23 protein-coding genes are annotated in these 18,930 nt (G+C 59.1%); 4 read left to right on the top strand and 19 right to left on the bottom strand.

Annotated features, from left to right (window positions below):
- Positions 1–11: 11 nt before the first annotated feature.
- The 14 genes from Q1A44_RS19350 to Q1A44_RS19285 all read right to left on the bottom strand — a co-directional run bounded on the left by Q1A44_RS19350 (position 12) and on the right by Q1A44_RS19285 (position 10,617).
- A complete protein-coding gene (locus Q1A44_RS19350) occupies positions 12–413 on the bottom strand; it encodes a hypothetical protein (RefSeq protein WP_299628557.1) in 402 nt (133 codons plus the stop codon).
- Positions 410–622, bottom strand: coding sequence for a hypothetical protein (locus Q1A44_RS19345; RefSeq protein ID WP_299628556.1), 213 nt, complete (start codon positions 620–622; stop codon positions 410–412). Before Q1A44_RS19345 ends, Q1A44_RS19350 begins: the two co-directional genes overlap by 4 nt.
- Positions 619–1,605 carry an ATPase, T2SS/T4P/T4SS family gene (locus tag Q1A44_RS19340; protein WP_299628555.1) on the bottom strand — a complete coding sequence of 329 codons (987 nt, stop codon included), beginning with the start codon at positions 1,603–1,605 and terminating at the stop codon, positions 619–621. Before Q1A44_RS19340 ends, Q1A44_RS19345 begins: the two co-directional genes overlap by 4 nt.
- A gap of 2 nt (positions 1,606–1,607) precedes the next feature.
- Positions 1,608–2,999, bottom strand: coding sequence for a TrbI/VirB10 family protein (locus tag Q1A44_RS19335; RefSeq protein WP_299628554.1), 1,392 nt, complete (start codon positions 2,997–2,999; stop codon positions 1,608–1,610).
- Positions 2,999–3,691, bottom strand: a complete 693-nt coding sequence (locus Q1A44_RS19330; RefSeq protein WP_299628553.1) for a TrbG/VirB9 family P-type conjugative transfer protein — start codon at positions 3,689–3,691, stop codon at positions 2,999–3,001. The genes Q1A44_RS19335 and Q1A44_RS19330 overlap by 1 nt, the downstream gene beginning before the upstream one ends.
- Before the next feature lies 1 nt (position 3,692).
- Positions 3,693–4,346: a virB8 family protein gene (locus tag Q1A44_RS19325; RefSeq protein ID WP_299628552.1), complete on the bottom strand. Its 654-nt coding sequence runs from the start codon at positions 4,344–4,346 to the stop codon at positions 3,693–3,695.
- Positions 4,347–4,364: 18 nt separating this feature from the next.
- The gene (locus Q1A44_RS19320) at positions 4,365–5,093 is read right to left on the bottom strand and encodes a type IV secretion system protein (protein WP_299628551.1); all 729 of its coding nucleotides are present in this window, start codon (positions 5,091–5,093) and stop codon (positions 4,365–4,367) included.
- A gap of 104 nt (positions 5,094–5,197) precedes the next feature.
- The gene (locus tag Q1A44_RS19315; protein WP_366942616.1) at positions 5,198–6,286 is read right to left on the bottom strand and encodes a lytic transglycosylase domain-containing protein; all 1,089 of its coding nucleotides are present in this window, start codon (positions 6,284–6,286) and stop codon (positions 5,198–5,200) included.
- A 58-nt stretch (positions 6,287–6,344) separates the two neighbouring features.
- A complete protein-coding gene (locus Q1A44_RS19310; RefSeq protein WP_299628549.1) occupies positions 6,345–6,512 on the bottom strand; it encodes a hypothetical protein in 168 nt (55 codons plus the stop codon).
- Positions 6,509–8,890, bottom strand: coding sequence for a type IV secretion system protein B4 (locus Q1A44_RS19305; RefSeq protein WP_299628548.1), 2,382 nt, complete (start codon positions 8,888–8,890; stop codon positions 6,509–6,511). Before Q1A44_RS19305 ends, Q1A44_RS19310 begins: the two co-directional genes overlap by 4 nt.
- A complete protein-coding gene (locus Q1A44_RS19300; RefSeq protein WP_299628547.1) occupies positions 8,880–9,158 on the bottom strand; it encodes a VirB3 family type IV secretion system protein in 279 nt (92 codons plus the stop codon). Before Q1A44_RS19300 ends, Q1A44_RS19305 begins: the two co-directional genes overlap by 11 nt.
- Positions 9,159–9,168: 10 nt before the next feature.
- Entirely contained in the window at positions 9,169–9,453 is a 285-nt protein-coding gene (locus Q1A44_RS19295; protein WP_299628546.1) for a TrbC/VirB2 family protein, read from the bottom strand.
- On the bottom strand, positions 9,450–10,079 hold the full coding sequence (locus Q1A44_RS19290; protein ID WP_299628545.1) for a lytic transglycosylase domain-containing protein: 630 nt from the start codon (positions 10,077–10,079) through the stop codon (positions 9,450–9,452). Before Q1A44_RS19290 ends, Q1A44_RS19295 begins: the two co-directional genes overlap by 4 nt.
- Positions 10,080–10,122: 43 nt before the next feature.
- The gene (locus Q1A44_RS19285; protein WP_299628544.1) at positions 10,123–10,617 is read right to left on the bottom strand and encodes a hypothetical protein; all 495 of its coding nucleotides are present in this window, start codon (positions 10,615–10,617) and stop codon (positions 10,123–10,125) included.
- 107 nt (positions 10,618–10,724) lie between these two features.
- On the opposite strand from Q1A44_RS19285, the gene Q1A44_RS19280 reads away from it, so the two are divergent.
- Complete coding sequence (locus tag Q1A44_RS19280; RefSeq protein ID WP_299628694.1) at positions 10,725–10,943, top strand: hypothetical protein; 219 nt, start codon at positions 10,725–10,727, stop codon at positions 10,941–10,943.
- 44 nt (positions 10,944–10,987) lie between these two features.
- Positions 10,988–11,326 carry a hypothetical protein gene (locus Q1A44_RS19275; protein WP_299628543.1) on the top strand — a complete coding sequence of 113 codons (339 nt, stop codon included), beginning with the start codon at positions 10,988–10,990 and terminating at the stop codon, positions 11,324–11,326.
- Positions 11,327–11,429: 103 nt separating this feature from the next.
- Here the strand turns inward: Q1A44_RS19275 and Q1A44_RS19270 are convergent, their stop codons facing one another.
- On the bottom strand, positions 11,430–12,152 hold the full coding sequence (locus Q1A44_RS19270; RefSeq protein ID WP_299628692.1) for a hypothetical protein: 723 nt from the start codon (positions 12,150–12,152) through the stop codon (positions 11,430–11,432).
- A 367-nt stretch (positions 12,153–12,519) separates the two neighbouring features.
- Between Q1A44_RS19270 and Q1A44_RS19265 the strand changes: the two genes are divergently transcribed.
- Positions 12,520–13,494 carry a hypothetical protein gene (locus Q1A44_RS19265; protein WP_299628542.1) on the top strand — a complete coding sequence of 325 codons (975 nt, stop codon included), beginning with the start codon at positions 12,520–12,522 and terminating at the stop codon, positions 13,492–13,494.
- Between the two features lie 59 nt (positions 13,495–13,553).
- Here Q1A44_RS19265 and Q1A44_RS19260 read toward each other — a convergent pair whose 3' ends face one another.
- Together Q1A44_RS19260 and Q1A44_RS19255 are read right to left on the bottom strand one after the other, a co-directional pair.
- The gene (locus Q1A44_RS19260) at positions 13,554–14,570 is read right to left on the bottom strand and encodes an alpha/beta hydrolase family protein (protein ID WP_299628541.1); all 1,017 of its coding nucleotides are present in this window, start codon (positions 14,568–14,570) and stop codon (positions 13,554–13,556) included.
- Position 14,571: 1 nt separating this feature from the next.
- Complete coding sequence (locus tag Q1A44_RS19255) at positions 14,572–16,254, bottom strand: hypothetical protein (RefSeq protein WP_299628540.1); 1,683 nt, start codon at positions 16,252–16,254, stop codon at positions 14,572–14,574.
- Between the two features lie 102 nt (positions 16,255–16,356).
- Between Q1A44_RS19255 and Q1A44_RS19250 the strand changes: the two genes are divergently transcribed.
- A complete protein-coding gene (locus Q1A44_RS19250) occupies positions 16,357–16,569 on the top strand; it encodes a hypothetical protein (protein ID WP_299628539.1) in 213 nt (70 codons plus the stop codon).
- An 88-nt stretch (positions 16,570–16,657) separates the two neighbouring features.
- On the opposite strand, the gene Q1A44_RS19245 is transcribed toward Q1A44_RS19250, so the two are convergent.
- The gene (locus Q1A44_RS19245) at positions 16,658–17,686 is read right to left on the bottom strand and encodes an IS30 family transposase (protein ID WP_299628538.1); all 1,029 of its coding nucleotides are present in this window, start codon (positions 17,684–17,686) and stop codon (positions 16,658–16,660) included.
- A 138-nt stretch (positions 17,687–17,824) separates the two neighbouring features.
- Positions 17,825–18,930 (bottom strand): calcium-binding protein (locus tag Q1A44_RS19240; RefSeq protein WP_299628537.1); only part of this gene is annotated, 1,106 nt, incomplete at its 5' end.

The following is an 18,930-nucleotide window of genomic DNA, read 5'->3' as shown; positions in this document are numbered from 1 at the left end:
CTCCCCCTATTTCACCAATTTCCCGCAGCTTCGCAGATCTGCCTTGCGGCTGATCGAAGCTCGTTGAACCGGGTCAAATAGCGATCTTCCGCGTCTCGCATCGTGTTCCGATCCGCGCCTAGGTACCGGTCGTTGAAGTGCTGAACCGCGGCGTCCCAGGATGGGAAGCGCGTCGCACAGGAGCACTCGCCAGCTTCGATCACTCGCTCGAGGCCCTGTGCGCGATAGATTGTTTGAATAACCAAGCGTTTATAGTTCTCCCGCGATGGCAAGCTGCCCATCCATTCAGGCTCCGGCGGGCGGTCTTGGCAGAATTCGAACTGTTGATCCATTGTCGGAACCAAGCCCTGCGCGAAAGCCATGGAAGGAGCTGAAGCCAACGCAAAGATGAGAACTGCTTTGAAGCAGCTCATGCTCGTTTCTCCATAATCTGCTTGTACTCGTCTTCTGAGATTTCCCGTTGCAAAACGACTGTCAGGATTGGTTGCAATCCCTGCATCTGCGTAGCGGAGATGATCTCCCAGCCTTCAATCGTATAGGTGAAAAGGATGTCTTCTGCATTTTCCATCGAACCCTTTTCAGACGGGGAGAAAGTCAGGATTTTCGGCTCATAACGCTTCATTTTGGGCTCTCCTCAAAAGATGTGCCTGGAAGGTAAAACTCCGTGATCCCCCGTTTTCCGTCTTCGCGGCCCGCTTGAATGATCACGTCGATGGAGCTTTCGATGTATTCTATCATGTCGCGATAAAGGATCGGGACCTCGGTCTTAAGGGCTGCGATCGCTAGGCGCTGAACCGCCAATTGGGGGGTTTCGGCGTGTAGCGTTGTCATCGAGCCACCGTGGCCGGTGTTGATGGCTTCGAGGAAGGTCATGGCCTCTTTCCCGCGGACTTCGCCCAGGATGATACGGTCAGGCCGCATACGGAGGGTGGCGGTGAGCAACACGTCAGCCGTCTGGTTCATGGCATCTCGGTTTGAGATAAGGGTAACGGCATTAGGTTGTTTCGGCAGAAGCTCGGCGGCTTCTTCGATCGTCACGATCCGCTCGTCATCATCAACATAAGACAGGATCTTTCGCGCAGCGACGGTCTTGCCGGTGGAGGTGCCGCCCGAGACGATCATATTGAGCTTGTTCTCGACGCAATGTGAAATCGCTGCATCGATATCACCGCTGACGACCACCTCGCGGAGTTCGCGGTTCTTCTCCTGACGCAGCTCCTCCAACCTCCGCTCTTTGCCATAGAGGAAGCCCAATTCGATGGACGCGAGCGGCAGGCTGGAAAAGAACCGTAGGCTGATCGACATACCCCGGCTGACGGCGGGCGGAGTGATGACCTGGGCACGGATCGGCCGATCGCGATATGCGATCGAGACGGATACGATGGGCCGGTCCTTCGAAAGCGGCGTGGAAGCATCCGAGGCGATCTGGTTTCCGAGATCCTTGATCTGATCTTCGGTGAAGGTCTGACCCAGACGATGCATGAAATGGTCCCCTTGGAACTCGCCCCAGCAGGACCCGTCCGGATTGATGCAGATCTCGATGACATCCTCGCGCTTGGCATCTTCCAGCTTGTCGATGGAGGCCTGGAGATAGCTGAGTGACATCGTCAGAAGATCTCCAGATCCCGGTCCACCATGACGGTGATCCGCGCGCCCTGGTCCACGTAGATCACGGGGCCAATCGAGAGGTATTCACCGATCACGCTGTCGGTTGCGTCGGCCAGATCGTCGCCGATGTCTTCGAGGACGTCTTCGGCGAGTTCATCTTCCGTTTCACTTGCCGCCACGGTGGGTGCCGCGGAGATCAGCGAAATGAGCGCGGCCGAGCCGAAGCGCTCTGCGAACCGTGTGTCGACAAAGCCCGTGGTGCCGGAGCGGCCAAGCTCGTCGGCCCCGAAAGCGCTGATCTGGATCGTCTGGTCGTTGGGCAGGATGATCCGATCCCAAGCGATTGTGAGCCGCCTTTGGGCGATATCCGCGCCTGAGCGATACCGCCCGATCAGCCGGGATCCGGCGGGGATCAGAAGGCGCGTGCCGTCGTAGCTGTAGACATTCTCGGAGGTGATGGCGCGGACCTGGCCGGCCAATTCACTTGTGATAGCGGTTTCCAGAGCGGCTTGTATGACTGTGCCCTGGATCACGGTGTTCGCCGGGTTCGCAATAATTTCGGATTGGGTGACAGGGCTCGGGAAGGCCCCGTTCAGGACGAAGTCGGTGACTTCGCCGAAGGTACGTTCTGCCAGTTCGGTACCATCTGTGCCACCGGTCGCGCCGCCGAAGGCGATAACGGGAGAGAGGATGCGGCGTTCCTGAAAGGCGCGCTCTTCCTCGGCGCGGCGTTGCAACTCTGCAAGACGGCGCGCTTCTTCTTGCCGCCGCCGTTCCTCCTCCATTCTCCGAAGTTCTTCGCCGACCGGACCCGCCGGAGCAGGGGTGGGATGTTGTGCTTCAAGGCGGGCCAGATCGAGGTCCATGCGCAGTTGTTGCAGCTCGCGATCTCTCGCTTCTAATTCTTCGGCGAATTGCTGCTGCGCGGCCTCCGAGGCGGTCTGCAGTTCTGCCAGTTGGGCGGTCAGCGCGTTGATGGCGTCCGCGGCTGCCGTGTCTTCTTCGACCACCGGATCCGGGGCGTTCCGAAGCTCTTCGATCTGCGCTTGGAGCGCTGCGATCTGGGCGAGCAGTTCGGCATTCGGTTCCGGTGCCGGGGCAGGGACTTCCACGACTTCCGGTTCCGGCGGGGCAGGCGGCACGAAGGGCTCGATAGTCCCGAAGCCATCGCCTTCCGGCTGGAACTCGTCTGGTGTGGCCGTGGGCAGGGCTATTTCCTCTTCGGGCTGGTTCAACAGGTAAAGGACGGTGCCGCCGAGACCGACGAGCGCGACGACAAGAAGGGCCGTCAGAGGCGAGCGGCGGGTTGTGGTCCCCGGGCTGCCCGAGGCGCTCGCCTCAAGCCGGGCGAGGCGTTCGGACATGTCAGATTGGTTCGGCTTGTCGCTCATCACGTGCCTCCCGTCAGCGAATTGGCTTGAATGCAGACGACGGTATCGCCGAGGCGCAGCACCCACTGGGCATTCACACCCGAGACCCGGATCACGCCAGGCTCCGTCGCCTGGGTGTTGACGGTGCGCTCGAGTCCACTCGAATACCGGAAGATCGCCGGGACGGGAGCGTTCCGCGAAAACTGGAAGTAGGTGAACGTGCCGTCATCCCAAACACGCGCGGGTGTGATTTCCGTGCGGTCGCTGGCCCCATAGTTGTAGTTCGGGGCCTGAGCCGCGACGGCATTCTGGGGGCGACGCTCCTCATCCGGATAGTGGAACTGCACCACGTAGAATGTGGGTGTCGGGACCTCCTGAACGTTGAAATAGTAGCTGCGCCGGTTGGTATAGACGGTGACGTTGGTGTGGACACCGCGCGCGAGCGGTTTGATCGCGAAGGCCTGACCGCCGGGCACGCCGTCGAGCTCGAACCCTTCGGTGTCGCCCGCAAGGATCGAGCGGATGGTTTCGCCGGTCCCGAACTCGATGGTGGTCACATGGGTGAGCGAGACGTTCAGGCGAAAGACCTGGCCCTCCTGATAGGTGGCGATCCGGACCCGTGCGTCATTGGGTCCGCGCCGCGGAGTCGCCTCGGCAAGTGCGGTGGAGGCCGTCAATATGAGGATGAGAAGGCCAAGTCCGAAGCGCCGCATATCAGTTCTCCAATCTGTCGGACCGGATCGCGTACTCGATCACCGTGAAGCCGAAGGGGTTGGTCCAGACCTGATCGATCGTGCGTGCGGTCTCGGGTCGGAATTCGAAGAGGAGCGTTGCGGTGAAGAGCCCTGCCTGGATGCCTTGTATTGAGGTAAGCCGTTTGCGCAGACGCACGGTCGCGCGGTTCTCCCCGATCAGGTTGATGCTCAGAACTTCGACATCGAGGGTGGAATCCTCGCCGTAGACCGTAGGTGGATATTGCTGGTTCGCGCTGTTCCATTGTGCCCGGACAGAGGCTTCGGCCCGGCCATCGGATCGTTGCAGAACGCTGCGGATCCGCAGATCATTGTCGAGCTGGTTGTAGACTTCTCGGTCGGTCACATAGCGGAAGATCTCCGCCTCGATTACAGCCTGGTTGCCGGTCACTTGCGTGGCCCCGACCGAGGCTTCGGGCAGGGCAAATCCGGTCTCGGGATCGTAGGGCACAATAACAGGCGGCGGATCGACGTCGAGAATGGCGACCATCACTGCGCCGAGGCAACCGGCCAGCCCGAACATGATCCCGAGCAGGCCCAAGCGCTGCCAGAGCCGTTCGCGACGCAGCGCGCCGTAGACCAGTTCCTCCTCGATGATTTCGCGTTCGCTGTTCAAAGTCTCGTGCCTCGATAGTCAGTCGCCCAGATCCGGAATGGTGAACTCCATGAAGTTCTGTTCCTCGGCGATGGTGGCGGCATCGATGACGCCGCCGGTGCCGTCGCCCACGGTCTGCACGGCCTCGAGCTGCCACATGGCAACAAGCGCGATGGCGAGTTCGGCGGTGACGCGGGTGTTGAGATCGACACTTTCCTTGAGCTCGTCCATGTCGTCGATCAGGCCGACGAGCCGATCTACGCGTTCGAGCGATTGGCCCGCATCGTCGTAGCTGTTCTGGGCAGCGGCGGAGACGAGCGCGCCGGTGGTCGCTTGTGTGGCGATCCGCTCGGCCCCGGCATTGCCGCTCGTGGCCATCTCCCGGAGCGTATCGTCGTCGAAACCAAGCTCTGCCAGGACGCGGTCCATCTGGGTTTCGATCTCGGCGGCACCCGAGCCACTGAGCCCCGAGAAGTCGCCTGTGCGAATGGCCTGGATCGTGGCTTGTATGTCGCCAAATTCCTGATCGAGGATGCCATTGAGTTCGGCCTCCATTTCAGTGGCGATAACTTCGGGGAGTTCCGCGAGGCGGGTCAGCGCCTCATAGGTACGCTGAAGCTCGGCCAGTTGATCGGTGAGTGTGGTGAGTTGTTCGCGCAGCTGCAGGAGCTGCTCGTTCTGCAAGAGCTCGTCCTCGATCATCTGGCGCAGTTGCTGGATGTTTTGTGCGATGTTCTGGGCGTCGACGACCGGGACGCCTTGTGCCATCCCGGTTGAAGGTATCAGTGTAAGTGGAGTGACGATGCCACCTAGTGGCAGCAAAGCTGTCAAAGTGAGTATACTTATAGTCTTAAGACGGGTTTGGGCGGGCATCAGTCCAGCTCCTCAATGATGAAGGTCATGAAGTCTTGTTCCTGCATGCGGGCGGCAGCGAGCCGCATCTGCTCGGCACTAAGAGGCTGCGTGCGCGCAGCTTGGAGACGCGTCAGGGCAGCGATGAGTCTGACCAGTTCGGCCCGTGCGTAGGTGTTGAGCGCCATGGACTCATGCACGTCGGCAGTGCTGCCGATCCGGGTCACGATATCGCGCACGCGAAGGGCGGCCTGTCGGATCGCGGTTGGGGAGTTGCTGCCATAGAAGGCGGCACCTGCACCGGTGAGGGAGAGGTTCGAGTTGGCGAGCAGGGCCGGGTCGATGGTTCCGAGCGCTTCGATTCCGCCGATCCGCGCGAGATAAGCGTTGTATTGTTGCGGGATGACGGTGACGTAGTGTTGGGTTTCCCGGAACGGTGGCACGCCACCATATTCGATCACGCGACCCGGGCCTGCATTGTAGGCCGCAAGCCCGAAGAAGATGTTACCAGCAAAGCGCGCGAGCTGGTCTGAGAGATACCGCGCACCGCCGTTGACCTGCAGATAAGGGCTCGTGCGGTATTCCGGGTTGATCCCGAGATCGCTGGCGGTCCCAGGCATGATTTGGGTCAGCCCGTATGCGCCCACAGGGCTTTCCGCGCGGATCACGAAGCGGCTCTCCTGCCAGATCAGCGCCTGGAGAAGCGCGCGCCACTGGACAACCGAGAGACCCGCGGCAGAGACCCCGGGTCGGCCGTGGGTTTCCTGGGCAACCCGGATGATCAGCTGCTCGATATTCTCCGCTGCGTCGCCGAACATCTGTTCACCGGCGGGATTGGGGTCGATCTCGGACGTCCCATAGACAGCTGCGGCTGATCGGTCGGCATCTCCACTTCCGCTTTCGAGGTCCGTGACCACACCGGTGATCGATGCGCTGTCGAAACTGGTCTGTGCGTCAAGGATTGCATCGAGCACCGCAAGCTGTTCGCGTTCGATCGCCGTGATCTGTTCCTGGACAGTCAGCGTCTCGCGCTGCACCGCCAGATCAGCTTCGCGGTCCGCCGTCTCGATCAGATCGCGTGCGGTGAGCCCGCTATCGTTGACCGGCACGCCTTGAGCCAGCGCGACAGACGTCGCGCCGATCAGAAGCAGCGTGGCAACGGCGCGCTTACTCATTGGCAACGTCCTCGGGATCAGGACCACGAAGCGCCTCGAAGTGGCAGTCAAGTGGGGCAGGGCCTTGGGAAACGAAGGCAAAGCAGTTCGCCTGCGGCTCACGGTAGTTGGAGCAGGCTGCAGCGGCACAGAGTAGCAAGGCGAGAGAGATTGTCTTCATGGCTGGAGCCTCCAAAAATCAGGACGGTCGCGGTAATCGGGTCCGACGAGTTTTTCGCCGGCCTCCATGCCGCCAAGGATGGTGAGGTTGGGCCCGAGGGCGCTCAGGTCAGCATCGACGACCACCGAGCCCTGATCATCGCGGATGAGCGCGAGCCGGGAATTCGTGCCGGTGTTCAGCAGCGTATCTAGCTCTTTCTGGTAGAGATTGAGCATCTGATAGTCCGACGCGTTTGCGCGGATATTTGGTAGCAGGACCTGCGTCGGGACGGCCTCGACGATGGTCTTGCCTGTGCGCGTGCGTTCGAGCTGGCTCGCGTACTGGGTCATCATCACAGCAACAGTGTTTTGTTTCCGGGCCGTGACGAGCCATTGCGATAGCCGCTCGGCAAAATACGCGTTGTCGAGCGCCTTCCAGGCTTCGTCGATGATGATGATCGTGGGCTTACGATCCTCGATCTTCCGCTCGATCCGGCGGAAGAGGTAGCTCAGGACCGCCATCCGTTCCTTGTCGCTTTCGCTGTCGAGGATGCCTGTTAGATCGAAGCCGACCATGTCGCCATCGAGAGAAAAGGTGTCTTCGAGACTATGGCCGAAGATCCAGCCGAAGCGGCCTTTCTCGGCCCATTCGAGGACGCGCTGGTTCAGATCCCCCTCATCATCCATGGACATGAAGAGCGAGGCGAAGTTCTGCCAGTCGCGAAGGCCGGGATAGGTGGCCTGTGCGTTCTGGCGTACGCACTCCATGATCCGGTTGGTTTGGGCCGGCGTCAGTGGCTTGTCTTCGCGATAGAGGAGCGTGCAGAACCAGTCCGCGAGCCAGGCAATGCCGCGGCTGTCGGTCTCGGTCCAGAGGGGATTGAGCCCCGTGGGCATGCCGCCCTGGATCGTGGTGTAGCGCCCGCCATTGGCGCGCACAGCCATCTCCATGCCCCGCCGGTAGTCGAAGACGAAGACCCGCGCCCCGGCACGCTTTCCTTGAGTCATCAGAAAGGCGGCCAAGACCGATTTGCCAGAACCGGGACGGCCCATGATGAGCGTGTGACCGCTGGTGGGTTCTTTCTCAGGCGATCCTGCCTCATGGAAAGAAAAGCGATAGGCGCTCCTTTCCGGGGTAGGGAAGAGCGAGATCACCTTGCCCCAGGGCACCCCGTCGCCATGCTTGCCAAGCTGCGTCCGGTGGAAGGCCGCGAAATCCGCGAAGTTGCGGTTGGTGATCGTGCTTGGCCGCAAGCGCTTGGGCTGATTGCCCGGATGCTGGCTGAAGTAATGTGTGTTGGCCCCGAAGCGGTCACTCACCATCGTGACGCCTTCGGAAGCCGCAGCATTCACGATCTCGGCGCCGAGGGGTTCCAGGGCGTCGAGTGTTTCGGCAAAGACCGTGACCACCATATGGTGATCGCCCATGCTGGCGCGTTTGGCTTCGAGATCATCGGCAAGGAAGGAGAGGTTTTCGCGCAGTGACACCGCGGCATCATCGGCGGCATGCATCTGCTTCATCTGCCGCTTGATCCGCGAGATCGTCATGTTCGTGTTCACGGGTGCGAAGGAGTGTGTGACGATCATATCGACGGGCAGGTTGAGCGTGTCGAACATCGTGCAGTTCGTCTGCTCGGAGTAATCCTTGATGGAGTAGCTCTTGCCGAAACGGCGGCCGGCGACGCCCTCGCTCAGCTCGAAATGACCCCCGAAGAAGGTCACGCGGGTATTCGCGGCCGAGGAGGCCAGAAAGCCGAACTGCGAGCTATGATAGAGCGGGCGTTCTTGGCCGGTGTTCAGGGCACCGAGGAAGCCCACGAGATCCCCGGTCTCGGCCGAGAGCACCGAGGGCTTCAGCTCCGTCAGACCAGATGTGAAGATCCCGACGGCTTCATTCAACCGACGCAGCCGCTTCGCTGTCTCGTCTTTGAGCCGTTCGGGGGAGGGGCTCCGCATGAAGCTGAGGAAGCTCTTGTTCGGCGGGCGGTGGATGACGGTGAGCGTGAGCGTCTTGTCCCGAAGCCCGCTGCTTTCCATCTTGCCACGCCATTGTGCGTCGACAATCGCGGCGAATGTGTCGCCCTCAATCGGCTCAAGATCGACATGAATACCCTTCGAGACCTTGTGGACGTAGTAGGAGAATTCTTCGCCGAGCTGCGCGACGATCCGGGCAAAGAGGGCGCGGACTTTGTCGAGGTAGTCGTCATCTTTCGTGTAGCTGTTGACCCCCGTGATCCGGACGCATTGGAAGAGCTCGTTGACCCGGGTGCGGACCGTGTGATCATCGACGAGACTCACGTATGGCAGCATATGTGCGAGGTGTCGTTCGTGCTGAAACCATTTTGGCATCAGCGTGCGCTCATCACGCTCGCCGCGTCCGCTGACGTCATCACGGGGCATAGCTGTCTCCCCCATGGATTTTGCGGTTTCGGGTGGGCGGGGTTTCCTGAAGCGTGGTCATCGCGACATCGATGAAGCGCGGATCCCAGTCCGCGGCCTTCCAGATAAGGGGATAGAGAACGGCTGCGATACCAAGGACGGCGAAACTCTGAATCCAGACGAAGAGCAGGACGGAGCCGAAGAGCCAGACCACGGCATACATGATCGGCAGACCGAAGAGTTTCGGCGGGCGTACGAGGCCAAGGAAGAGGGGGGATCGTTCCGCCACGCCAATCTCGTCAGCTGAAGACCGCGGCCACGATCGTGGGCGCAGCGGCGACACCTGCGATGCCGACCAGAACCCAAAGGGCCTGGCGCAGATCGATGATGTTGAAAAACCAGCTCAGGAAGACACCGATCACGGCGAGCGTGGCGATGACGACGCCGAGGGCGCCGGTAAGGGCGTCTACGATGCCCTGCAGAAGATCCTGGATCGGCGACAGGTCAATCGATTGCGCCATCGCTGGTTCGGCCACAAAGGCGAAGACCGTCAGAACGGTCAGAAGTAGGGGTAACGGCCTCATGGGGTTTCTCCTTCCAGCCTGTTGAACACGGCCAGCACCCGCTGAACGTGGTTTTGCGTTTCTCGATAGGGGGGAATGCCATCATGCGCGCGGACAGCGTCGGGTCCGGCGTTGTAGGCCGCCAACGCCAGTCGCGTGTCCCGGAAGGTCTCGAGCTGTGCGGCCAGATACCGTGCGGAGCCATCGAGATTGGCGCGCCAGTCAGAGGAATCGACGCCGAGAATCTCTGCGGTTCCCGGCATGAGCTGGCCAAGGCCGATAGCGCCGACCCGCGACCGCGCGTTCGGATTGTAGGCACTTTCGATTTCGATGTTGGCGCGAAAGAGGAGGCGCCACTCTGTCACCGAAAGGCCAGATGTACGCAAACCTGAGTGGCTGGCATAGCGAAGCGCCGTCTCGTCTATGGCGGCGAGGATGTCCGGGCGCGGGACCGCGAAGCGTGGGGCGACCGCTGCGATGCGGAAGGTGCCATTGTCCGGCTCAAGCTTGGTCTCGGCGCTGTCTCCAAAGATATGCAGCGGCGCGTCGGGATCGCCCTGGCCCACGCCGTCATTGTAATTGCGTGCGAAACTGTTTTGGGCGTTTGAGTGGGAAAGCGATCCGTCGCTTTCCATCGTGAAGACCATTTGCGCCGGTGCGGCATGTGCCGCGAGCAGCAGAAGAACGGCGCTAGCCGTCGCTGTCGTCGTCGGGCGTATCTGCCAAGGTGTAGGTCCAGCGCTGTCCTTCGTAAACCGGGAAGGCCACCACCGAGAAACCGAGATCGATGAGGAAGGAGGTGAGGCCAGTGACGGTCTTGAAGACCCTGAGTTGGATAAAGTCGCCATCGGGGCGCGCCCGGGCGGTGACGAGTTCCTTCTCGACCCCGTCTTCGTTGACGGCGCGCAAGAGCCATACGCCATGCCACACGGAGTTCTTCCGGTAGGCATCCTGCTTGCACACGACTTCGACACTGTATCCGGATTCAACGAGCATCTTGAATCCCGCTTCTGTAACCACATTCGGCGCTTCTTTTTGTAAATCTATCGCCACGGCGCGCTCTTCCTGTCTTTGGGCGCACCGGAGCAATTGGTTCCGATGAGCCATTATTACAATAATACTGTTTTGATTGCAAGATGCGGTTTTGTCTTGCGTAAGCTTTCGCTCGACGCCAGTATTACGCATGGCGAGCCGCTTTCCTCAAGCATCGAGGGCCTGATCCCATGCGCAAACAGATCACCTGTATCTGCTATATCGCTGTATTATTGTCTCTTTGGCTTCCGGAGGTCGCGATGGCACAAACTTGCTACGCGCCGGAACGGCCATTCGTGCCAACCGACGCCAAAGACATTCGCGCGTATGCGGACCTGATTCGGTCTGACTTTGATCTCTATATCGAGGATATCCAGGCGTATTTCCGCTGCCTCGACGAGGAGCGCGCGCGGGCCTTCGAGGAGGCACGGGAGGTGAGCGAAGACTACGGACGGTTTCTGCAAGTCGTCGGTCAATGACGCACAAGCGGCTTTTTCGGCAAACAACTGCGTGGAGATGATCAATGGATGGCAAGCTGCGGAACGAGCGCTTGGTTCCGGCCTCCGGTTTTCTCGTGGGACGGATTACTATGAACGTTTTGCTGATCATCGTGATCTTCAATTTTGAGGCTGGGTCTGAAGTGGAGACGCGCGTGGATTTCGAGGACGAAGCAGCCTGCCATGCGGCTGCGTTGGACGCCTTCCTGACGGTGGACAAGAACGCTGAAATCCGCGCGATGGATGTTCCGGACGAGCAGGAAATGCTGGAAGGTACGATGATCGTCTACGGCGAAACAGGTGGCGAGATTGGTATGTATGCCTGCAACGTGTTGCGTGCGACTTTGCAGAGACAAGACGGGTAGGGGACCTCGATACATTCAGGAGCCAGAATAGCGCGCGCAGGCGGCTGGTCCGATGGGGAGGAAGCTTGTGCACTTTGCGCAAGCACGCGGAACGCCTTGCTGCCTAGTAGTTCACCTGCTCGAAACCGTAGTTGCCTTCGTAGTCGCGCCACTCCACGAAAACCGAACGATGCCAGATACCCGGGCAGTGATCGCCATAGCGCTCGACTCCGATATGGGCGTCGGGAAGGGCACCTATGCTGCTCCCAGTCCAACCGTAGCCGCCCTGCGGGCCGTAGCTGCCGAGTCGCACACTCGCATATCGATTGCAGTCGCCACCGTCCTCTCCGCCACTTTCCCATTGACGTGCCTGAGTCTGAAAGACTCGGATCGAGCGAACGAAGTTGAATTCCGGACCGCTGATGTCGATATCGGCGCGATCCTGCACGAGCTGCAGCGCAGACCCTTCCGGCAACAGCGTCGCGTCGTTACCCGTGACATGGAGGACAGCAGGGTGTGGTTTCGGAAATGTGGGGGCAGGGGCGCCTGCAAGGCTTCCGTCTATGTCTGCGACTGGGAAAGACTGAAGCGGGGCGGACTGATCGAGCTCGAAGATGATCTCGTAGATCCGCTCGCTGGTGAGAAAATCCGGATCGGCCTTGTATGCTGCACCCATTGGGCAGCGCCAGATCTGCAGGGGTGGTTCCACGGGCCAGGGTGTGATGCGCCGGATGAACTCGGCACGCGCGTGGGCGCAAGGGACCGACGCTGGCCAACCGCCCGACAGGCAGAGAAGGATTGCGCAGTCGATCTGATAGGATTGGGCTTCGGTTCGACCCGGTGTCATGACAAACGCAAGAGCCGCCAACGTTGCCACGGCCGAGACTGTCGCTCTGAGGGTAACCAACATGAAATCTCCTCGGTGCAAAGCTAGTCATGGCGATTCAATAATTTATTATTGACATTATAATACTGTTTTGACAAGTACCTTGCCCTGTATCCTTGCTGCCGTCTTCGCGTAGCGGGGCAGGCTCAGATGCGTTGGAGCGGGTGACTCAGCTTGCGATCAGCATGAAATGGCCGATCCCGCAACGGGCTATTTCTTGAGAGCTATGTTTCAGGGGATGAAAAAAGCAGATTGTGAGGTTCTGATGATTTCACAAAAAACGAAGAGCACGATAAGGCTTGCCGCGTTACTCTCAGTTGCTTCCTCAATGGCGACTGCCGGCGGGATCGAGCGGCGCGGCGACCCATCGCAGATCCTATTCGAAGAGGGACGGAACTATCTCGAGTTTTCCGTAGGAACGGTGAGGCCAACGGTGTCGGGCGTTCCTCTGTCTGGTATTCCGGCAGGGCCGACGGGCAACATCGCCAACAGCTACCAGGCATATGCGTTCGGGTACAAACGCGATCTGAGCGATCGAGTGACGCTGGCGTTTGTTGTCGATGAGCCGGTGGGCGCGTCGTTGGACTATTCAAATGCGCTCGCCTTCTTTGGCGGCTCCAGCGCAGACGTGACGTCCATTGCCTACACCGTAATCGCTAGATACGAGATCAGCGACAGGGTTAGCGTCTACGGTGGTCTGTGGCTCATTGGTGTCGATGGAACCATCACTGTCATTTCGCCTGCATCAACACCGAGCCCCTACGATCTGAGCGTCAGCAAAGACTACCAGCTGGGATACCTTGCAGGCATCGCATACGAGATACCGGACATAGCCTTTCGGATTGCCGCTACCTACAAGTCGCGGACAAGGCACGATTTTCGGAACAACGGCGGGTCACCATTCGAGGTCGAAATCCCACAGGCCGTCACTGTCCACGCCCAAACCGGGATAGCGGCTGATACGCTTGTCTTCGGATCGGTCCGTTGGCGCGAGTGGTCTGAGTTCAGGGTACAGCCCGCCGATTTCTTTTCTCTGGTTCCTGGCGTCGGCCCGGTCAATACGCCGATCGCCAGTGGGACTAGCGATATCTGGACCTATGAGCTTGGGATAGGACGCCAGTTCACCGAGAACTGGAGCGGGGCCTTGGCCATTGGCTATGAGCGGGATCTTGGCGACACCGTCGGAAATTTCTCGGGTACTGATGGCTTTGTCAGCTATAGCTTAGCCGTGTCCTATCAGGTAGAGAGCTGGGAGGTGACAACCGGTCTCACATATTTCGAACTTGGCAGTGCGGACTCCTAAGTCACGGCTTTTTCTGGGAATGATGGCGTCTCGGCGGGCCTGAAGGTCAGCTACACATTCTAGTCGGATGACGAGCGACCCCTGAGGAACCTACGCAATCGAAGTCCTGCGCAGAGGATGTGTGGCGGTAGGGCCAGCGAGTAGTGGCCGCAGTTGAGCTCCAGCACGTCGGGATGAGCGCCCGAGGCTAGCAACCTCTGAACGAACGTGTGTGACAGTTCCGGGACAACAACTGTATCCCGTTTCGCCAATACAAGCTGCAGGCCTAGCCCGGACCGGGCGAGTTGTCGGGCATAATTCTCCTGGTTGATCGGACTCCATGCCCTTCTCAGGTCTGCGAGGTCCATGCTGGGCTCAAGGCTTTGCCGGATCGCCTCTGTTGCACGTCCGGTCCAGACCATATCCGCAAGGCTGCCGGCCGTCAGAAAAAGCGAAGCTTTCGAGACGTTTTCATCATAGGCCGCAACCAGACCCGCCACCCATGAGCCAAGGCTCATGCCGAGCACGGAAATCTCCCCATATCCTTCGCTTTTTAGCCAGGTGATGAGTTTTCGGCCATCGAGAACAGCTTGCCTTACCGACTGGATGGTTCGACCGATATTGGCGCTGAGCATGTAGTTCGCATAGACGGAACCCGGCCGACGGCGCTCGAAGTGATAGGGCATTGCCATCTCGACGACGGTGATACCGCGTTTCGAGAAGTGGTTCTCGAGGTGGCGCTGATGCTTTTGGGCATTCCAGTGATGAAAGACGATCAACGCTTGCTCAAGCCGCCCGCTTTCCGTCACCCGAGTCCAAACAACGTTGTTCTCGTCGATGTCGGTTTGAACGTCTGACGGAAACATCAGACGATCTTCCACGCGCTGGACATCGACAAACGGCGCTTCCGGGCGTTCAAAGAATAACGGATCGTGGGAGGCCTGTTCCGCAAGGGTACAGAAGTCCGCGAGCGTGACATCCTGCTCCGGCACTCGGAAAGCCAGGTCGGCGTCTAGGACAAGTTCAGTTTGTGCTTTCAGCGCATTTCCCTGTTGGACGCGCCTCTCATCCCACCGATCCAACCAACTCAGATACACTCTAGCTTCTCCGCTTTTCGTTCGTGCTCTTTTGTCCGAAATCCGGATCACAGAGAGCGTAGGTTGCAAGTAACACGGCAGCCAACAGCAAGACCGAGAAACCCGCAAACGCGCCAATCAGCAAATAGGCTGTGCTCAAAAGTCCGATGGTCACCACCATCATCCCAAATCGGTTATTTGCACGAACCCCACCAGTCACCCGTGACGCGCCGTGAAGGAAAACAAATATCGACGACAGAACGATCAATAGGCTCGTGAAGTGATTGGGCGCGCTGTAGTTCCCCAGGCTCTGCGGCCTGTCGCCTGAAGAGAAAACCGCCCGCATGTCGATCATCAACCAACGGAGGATATTTTTGCCACTCGAGGTCAGATAGGCACTTTGCAGTTTCATACAGACCGCGATGAGTATTGCCAGCACAACGCAACGAAAGATCGCCCGCATCACTCTGGCCCCGATCACCCTGATTACATCGTCGTTGACCGCATCTCTGTTGCCTGGATCGTTCGACCGGATGTTTCCGAAGTCCTGAGCAACGCAGTAAAGCAGAATGAGTGCCGCGAAGAAAAGGTAGAAGGAAATACACATGTAGAGATAAGCGAAACCCGTGAAGGCCATCGCTTCCGGCACCGAAATGATCTCCGGACTTACGATCGCCAGCGACCCCCAATCGATCGCGAAGTCCCCTCCGCCGCGCAACAGCGGGAGCAGCCGGACGCTGATCCACTGAAAGACTCCCGCGAACAGAAGGCATATGAGAAAAACAGCCCAAAAGGTGTAAGATGAGGCGTCCAGATTGCGCGACCAGTCACGATGGTTCTCAAAAAGAGATACCTCGTTCGCGACCTTAGGTCGGCCCGTCTCTTTCCAGAATGACAGCAACTCAGCGGTAGCCGCGAAAAATATGGGCATGAATGCGAGAAACAGAAACGTCCAATTGGGGGCCCAAAGGAATCCGACCTGCTTGGTTAGGCCGTCGGGGGCTTCGAAAGTCACTTCGTGGATACCAAGGAAGTAGGAGGTGAACTGAAGCGCTACGGCACCCGCGAAGACCGAAGCCGGCAGGTTCAGTGGTGAACGGCTAAACACCGCCTCAGTTGCCTGCACAAGCCACGAACGTTGTGTTGGTTGGGCGGCCGCATCCGGCTTCGTCGCTAAAGATAGTTCGTTCTCTGGCTTGCTTTCGCAAACGGGGCTACTCATGTCCAAATCTGGAGCGCGCGTGGCTGTCGTTTCCTTCGCTCCCCGCTTTTTGCGCCGTTTGGCGTCCAGCTTGGATCGAGCTGCGCTTAGCTCAGTCTGCCACTCGCTCGCCGCCTTTGGATCATCACATCCGAAGATCCGTGCAAGCCATCTGAGATTCTCGTTGCTGATCCCGTTGTCATTGTCCTGAAACCAGACCTGGACGGTACGGAGTTCAATGCCGTTACTATTGACCTCGATCGACGAAATTGCGTCAGCCAAAGTTTCTGGCGTCCACGGTCCGTCGGGGAACCCGTGAGGATCAACCCGTTTACCAGCACCTGCTGACGCTAGACGAGCAAAAAGTTGCTTAAAATCCTCGTCCGTTTTCTGCGGTGCAACAAAGTATTTTCCATTCCGTGTCAATGTCTTGCGCGCCGGTTTTTCGTTCTTTTGCGCCCTGTTTCGTACTGTATCGTGATCGCGCCAGACAGGTAAGCTCAACTATTCCGAGTAGTGGAATTCGGCTGAAACTGGCCGTTAGAGCAGGGCTGGCTCGGTCTCGAAATTCACGTGTACTCGTCGTCATGAACCGGAGGGTAAGACGTGACTTCTGTCGTCAAGATCGAAACAAGGCCGATTATTTCCCTTCGCATGGTTAAGAAGTGCACCTGCGAAGAACGTCTTCATGCTCATGCGGTCAAACGCATCTATGACCGCAAAACCGGTGAGCATGTTGGCTGGCTCTATGAATGGAACACCGGAGAGCTTGTTCCTAGGTGGTCAACAGCACCACACAGTGATGTTGTTTATCGCTGATTATGGCGTCAACCAATGCTCTGCCGGTCTCATTGCCATCTAAAACCGAACAGCGACGCAGGTGTGAGCGATACCTGAACTGCGACTCCTATTCCTTTCGAGGGTACGGGCGTTGACCCATTTCTTCCATCATCTTTTCGCGGAAGACTTCGGCGGGGGTCTTCCATCCGAGGCATTTTCGGGGTGTTGCGTTGAGGCGGTCACAGATCATCTTCAATTCATGATCTGAGACTGCCGTGATGTCGCGCTTCCTCGGCAGCCATCTTCGGGCGCGTCGGTTGGTGTTTTCCACTGTGCCTTTCTGCCAAGGCGAAGAGGGGTCACAGAACCACGTCTGCGTCCCGATCTCAGCCTGCAGGTACGGCCAGCTGACGAACTCGGTGCCGCGATCGAAGGTGATTGAGCGGCGGGCAATGTGGGGCAGGTCGCGGACAGCCTTCATGATCTTGCCCATCACTGGCTTTGTGCGTTTGTTGGGGTTCTTCAGCAGCACGGTGAACCGGCTGACGCGCTCGACAAGCGATGTAACGTTTGATTGTCCGAAGCGTTGTTTGAACAAGACAAGATCGGCCTCCCAATGTCCAAATTGGCGGCGGTGTGCAACATCATCCGGGCGGAACAAGATGCTGACATCACGGTCGAACTTGGGCTTCTGACGCTTTCTGGCGCGGCGTGTCCTGCGGGCTTTGCGATGCTCGGGCAGGTACCACCACAGCTCCTGGTCCATGCCTTCCTTAGAATAGATGTAACGGTAGATCGTCTCCTGGCAGACGCGCAGCGCAGCGCCTTCGTAGATCATCCGGTTTCCGATCTGCTCGGGAGTCCAACCAAGCTTGATCTTGGCTATGACCGACTTGCAGAGATCTGGATGTTGGATCAGCTTGCGCTGCACGGAACGGCGCTTGTTTGTCTGCAGCTGAGCCGCATGACCAAAGTAGCCCGCATACTTCTTGTGGAACGCATCATCGGCCCAGAAATTGCGTTTGATCTCTCGAAAGATCGTCGATTTGTGGCGCCTCAGAACACGCGCCATCTCTCTGACGGGCACTTTGGCATGCCACCAGTTCTCGATTTTGCGACGTTCTTGCAGTGATAGTTGCGTGTAAACGGCTCCCATGCCATGATCTCCTATTAGATAACTCATTGTTTTCTAATAGGAGTCGCACTTCAGGGTAGCGCGCTCCTTGATAAACCGATTCGACTTGTAATTGGAATTATGTAAAATTTCCTCCTATATACCTCATCCAGTGGTCTTTCAAAGAAACACGAAATCGTCCGCATCAAGGCCACCGATAGTCACGTCTTCGAGGCGGATGATGCCGGTTCCCAGCGTGATGAGGACGTCATTGCCCTGTTGGCTCATCGACAGATCCCCAAAACTGTTTGCGCCGCTGCCGATCAAGATGCTGTCCTCGTTCAGGGTAAAGTCGCGGATCACATCCGTGCCCTGGCTGGCATAAAACACAAAGCTGTCGGCGCCGCCCTCGCCGATCAGCACATCATTGCCTGTGCCGCCCACGATCTCGTCATCGTCGGCCCCGGCCCAGAGCGTGTCATTGCCGGCCCCGCCGCCCAGCGTGTCGCGGCCACCGCCGCCCAGCAGCACGTCATTGTCGTCCTCGCCCTCCAGCACATCCGCGCCACTGCCCCCCTCCAGCACGTCATTGCCCGCCCCGCCAAAGAGCGCGTCATTGCCATTGACCCCGAACAGCGTGTCGGCCCCATTGCCGCCATAGCCCGTGTCATTGCCTTGCCCCAGGCGCAGCTCGTCATTGCCCGCCTCGCCGATCACCAGATCGTCGCCGGCCCCGCCCCAGACCTGATCGTTGCCCGCCCCGCCATCCAGCGTGTCATCGCCATTGCCCCCAAAGATCACGTCATGATCGTCCCCGCCTTCGGCCAGGTCGTTGCCATCCTCGCCCGTGATCGTGTCGCGCCCGTCCAGACCCTGGATCGTGTCGTTGTTTTCGGTGCCCTCAAGCGTGTTGTTTCCATCTGTGCCCATGATCACGTCGCCCGCATCGGGCAACAGCACCAAGACCCGGTCCGGCCCGATCAGCCCCCCGGCAAAGAGGTCGCTGGCATCCATCGGCCCGCCCCCTGCCGAATAGACGTCGATGGTGGCATCGCGAAAGGTGATCCGGGCGCCCCAGGCGGTGGGCTGGATCGTCAATTGGCCCACCCAGCGCAGCATGGGGAAGTCCGACATGTCCAGCTGATCAACCCCGGGGGTGAAATCGGTGATTACGGTCAGGGGGGCATCGGCATGGATCACGAACCGGTCCAGGCCCCCGCCGCCCGTCATCTGGCCCCCCGCAGCCCCCGAGATCAGGATGTCGTCGCCGGCCCCGCCCGACAGCG

The sequence above is a fragment of the uncultured Tateyamaria sp. genome (genome assembly GCF_947503705.1).
Taxonomy (GTDB): Bacteria; Pseudomonadota; Alphaproteobacteria; order Rhodobacterales; family Rhodobacteraceae; genus Tateyamaria.
The sequence above is the reverse complement of the archived record's forward strand: the minus strand, read 5'-3'. Positions and strand labels throughout refer to the sequence as shown.

What these genes read in the sequence shown, in the direction of transcription:
- Q1A44_RS19335 (WP_299628554.1), bottom strand. Translation starts at nt 2,999, where the DNA reads ATGAGCGACAAGCCGAACCAATCTGACATGTCCGAACGCCTCGCCCGG.
- Q1A44_RS19280 (WP_299628694.1), top strand. Translation starts at nt 10,725, where the DNA reads ATGGCACAAACTTGCTACGCGCCGGAACGGCCATTCGTGCCAACCGAC.
- Q1A44_RS19270 (WP_299628692.1), bottom strand. Translation starts at nt 12,152, where the DNA reads ATGACACCGGGTCGAACCGAAGCCCAATCCTATCAGATCGACTGCGCA.
- Q1A44_RS19340 (WP_299628555.1), bottom strand. Translation starts at nt 1,605, where the DNA reads ATGTCACTCAGCTATCTCCAGGCCTCCATCGACAAGCTGGAAGATGCC.
- Q1A44_RS19310 (WP_299628549.1), bottom strand. Translation starts at nt 6,512, where the DNA reads ATGAAGACAATCTCTCTCGCCTTGCTACTCTGTGCCGCTGCAGCCTGC.
- Q1A44_RS19345 (WP_299628556.1), bottom strand. Translation starts at nt 622, where the DNA reads ATGAAGCGTTATGAGCCGAAAATCCTGACTTTCTCCCCGTCTGAAAAG.
- Q1A44_RS19330 (WP_299628553.1), bottom strand. Translation starts at nt 3,691, where the DNA reads ATGCGGCGCTTCGGACTTGGCCTTCTCATCCTCATATTGACGGCCTCC.
- Q1A44_RS19295 (WP_299628546.1), bottom strand. Translation starts at nt 9,453, where the DNA reads ATGAGGCCGTTACCCCTACTTCTGACCGTTCTGACGGTCTTCGCCTTT.
- Q1A44_RS19245 (WP_299628538.1), bottom strand. Translation starts at nt 17,686, where the DNA reads ATGGGAGCCGTTTACACGCAACTATCACTGCAAGAACGTCGCAAAATC.
- Q1A44_RS19285 (WP_299628544.1), bottom strand. Translation starts at nt 10,617, where the DNA reads ATGCGTAATACTGGCGTCGAGCGAAAGCTTACGCAAGACAAAACCGCA.
- Q1A44_RS19305 (WP_299628548.1), bottom strand. Translation starts at nt 8,890, where the DNA reads ATGCCCCGTGATGACGTCAGCGGACGCGGCGAGCGTGATGAGCGCACG.
- Q1A44_RS19350 (WP_299628557.1), bottom strand. Translation starts at nt 413, where the DNA reads ATGAGCTGCTTCAAAGCAGTTCTCATCTTTGCGTTGGCTTCAGCTCCT.
- Q1A44_RS19290 (WP_299628545.1), bottom strand. Translation starts at nt 10,079, where the DNA reads ATGGTCTTCACGATGGAAAGCGACGGATCGCTTTCCCACTCAAACGCC.
- Q1A44_RS19275 (WP_299628543.1), top strand. Translation starts at nt 10,988, where the DNA reads ATGGATGGCAAGCTGCGGAACGAGCGCTTGGTTCCGGCCTCCGGTTTT.
- Q1A44_RS19320 (WP_299628551.1), bottom strand. Translation starts at nt 5,093, where the DNA reads ATGGCACAAGGCGTCCCGGTCGTCGACGCCCAGAACATCGCACAAAAC.
- Q1A44_RS19265 (WP_299628542.1), top strand. Translation starts at nt 12,520, where the DNA reads ATGGCGACTGCCGGCGGGATCGAGCGGCGCGGCGACCCATCGCAGATC.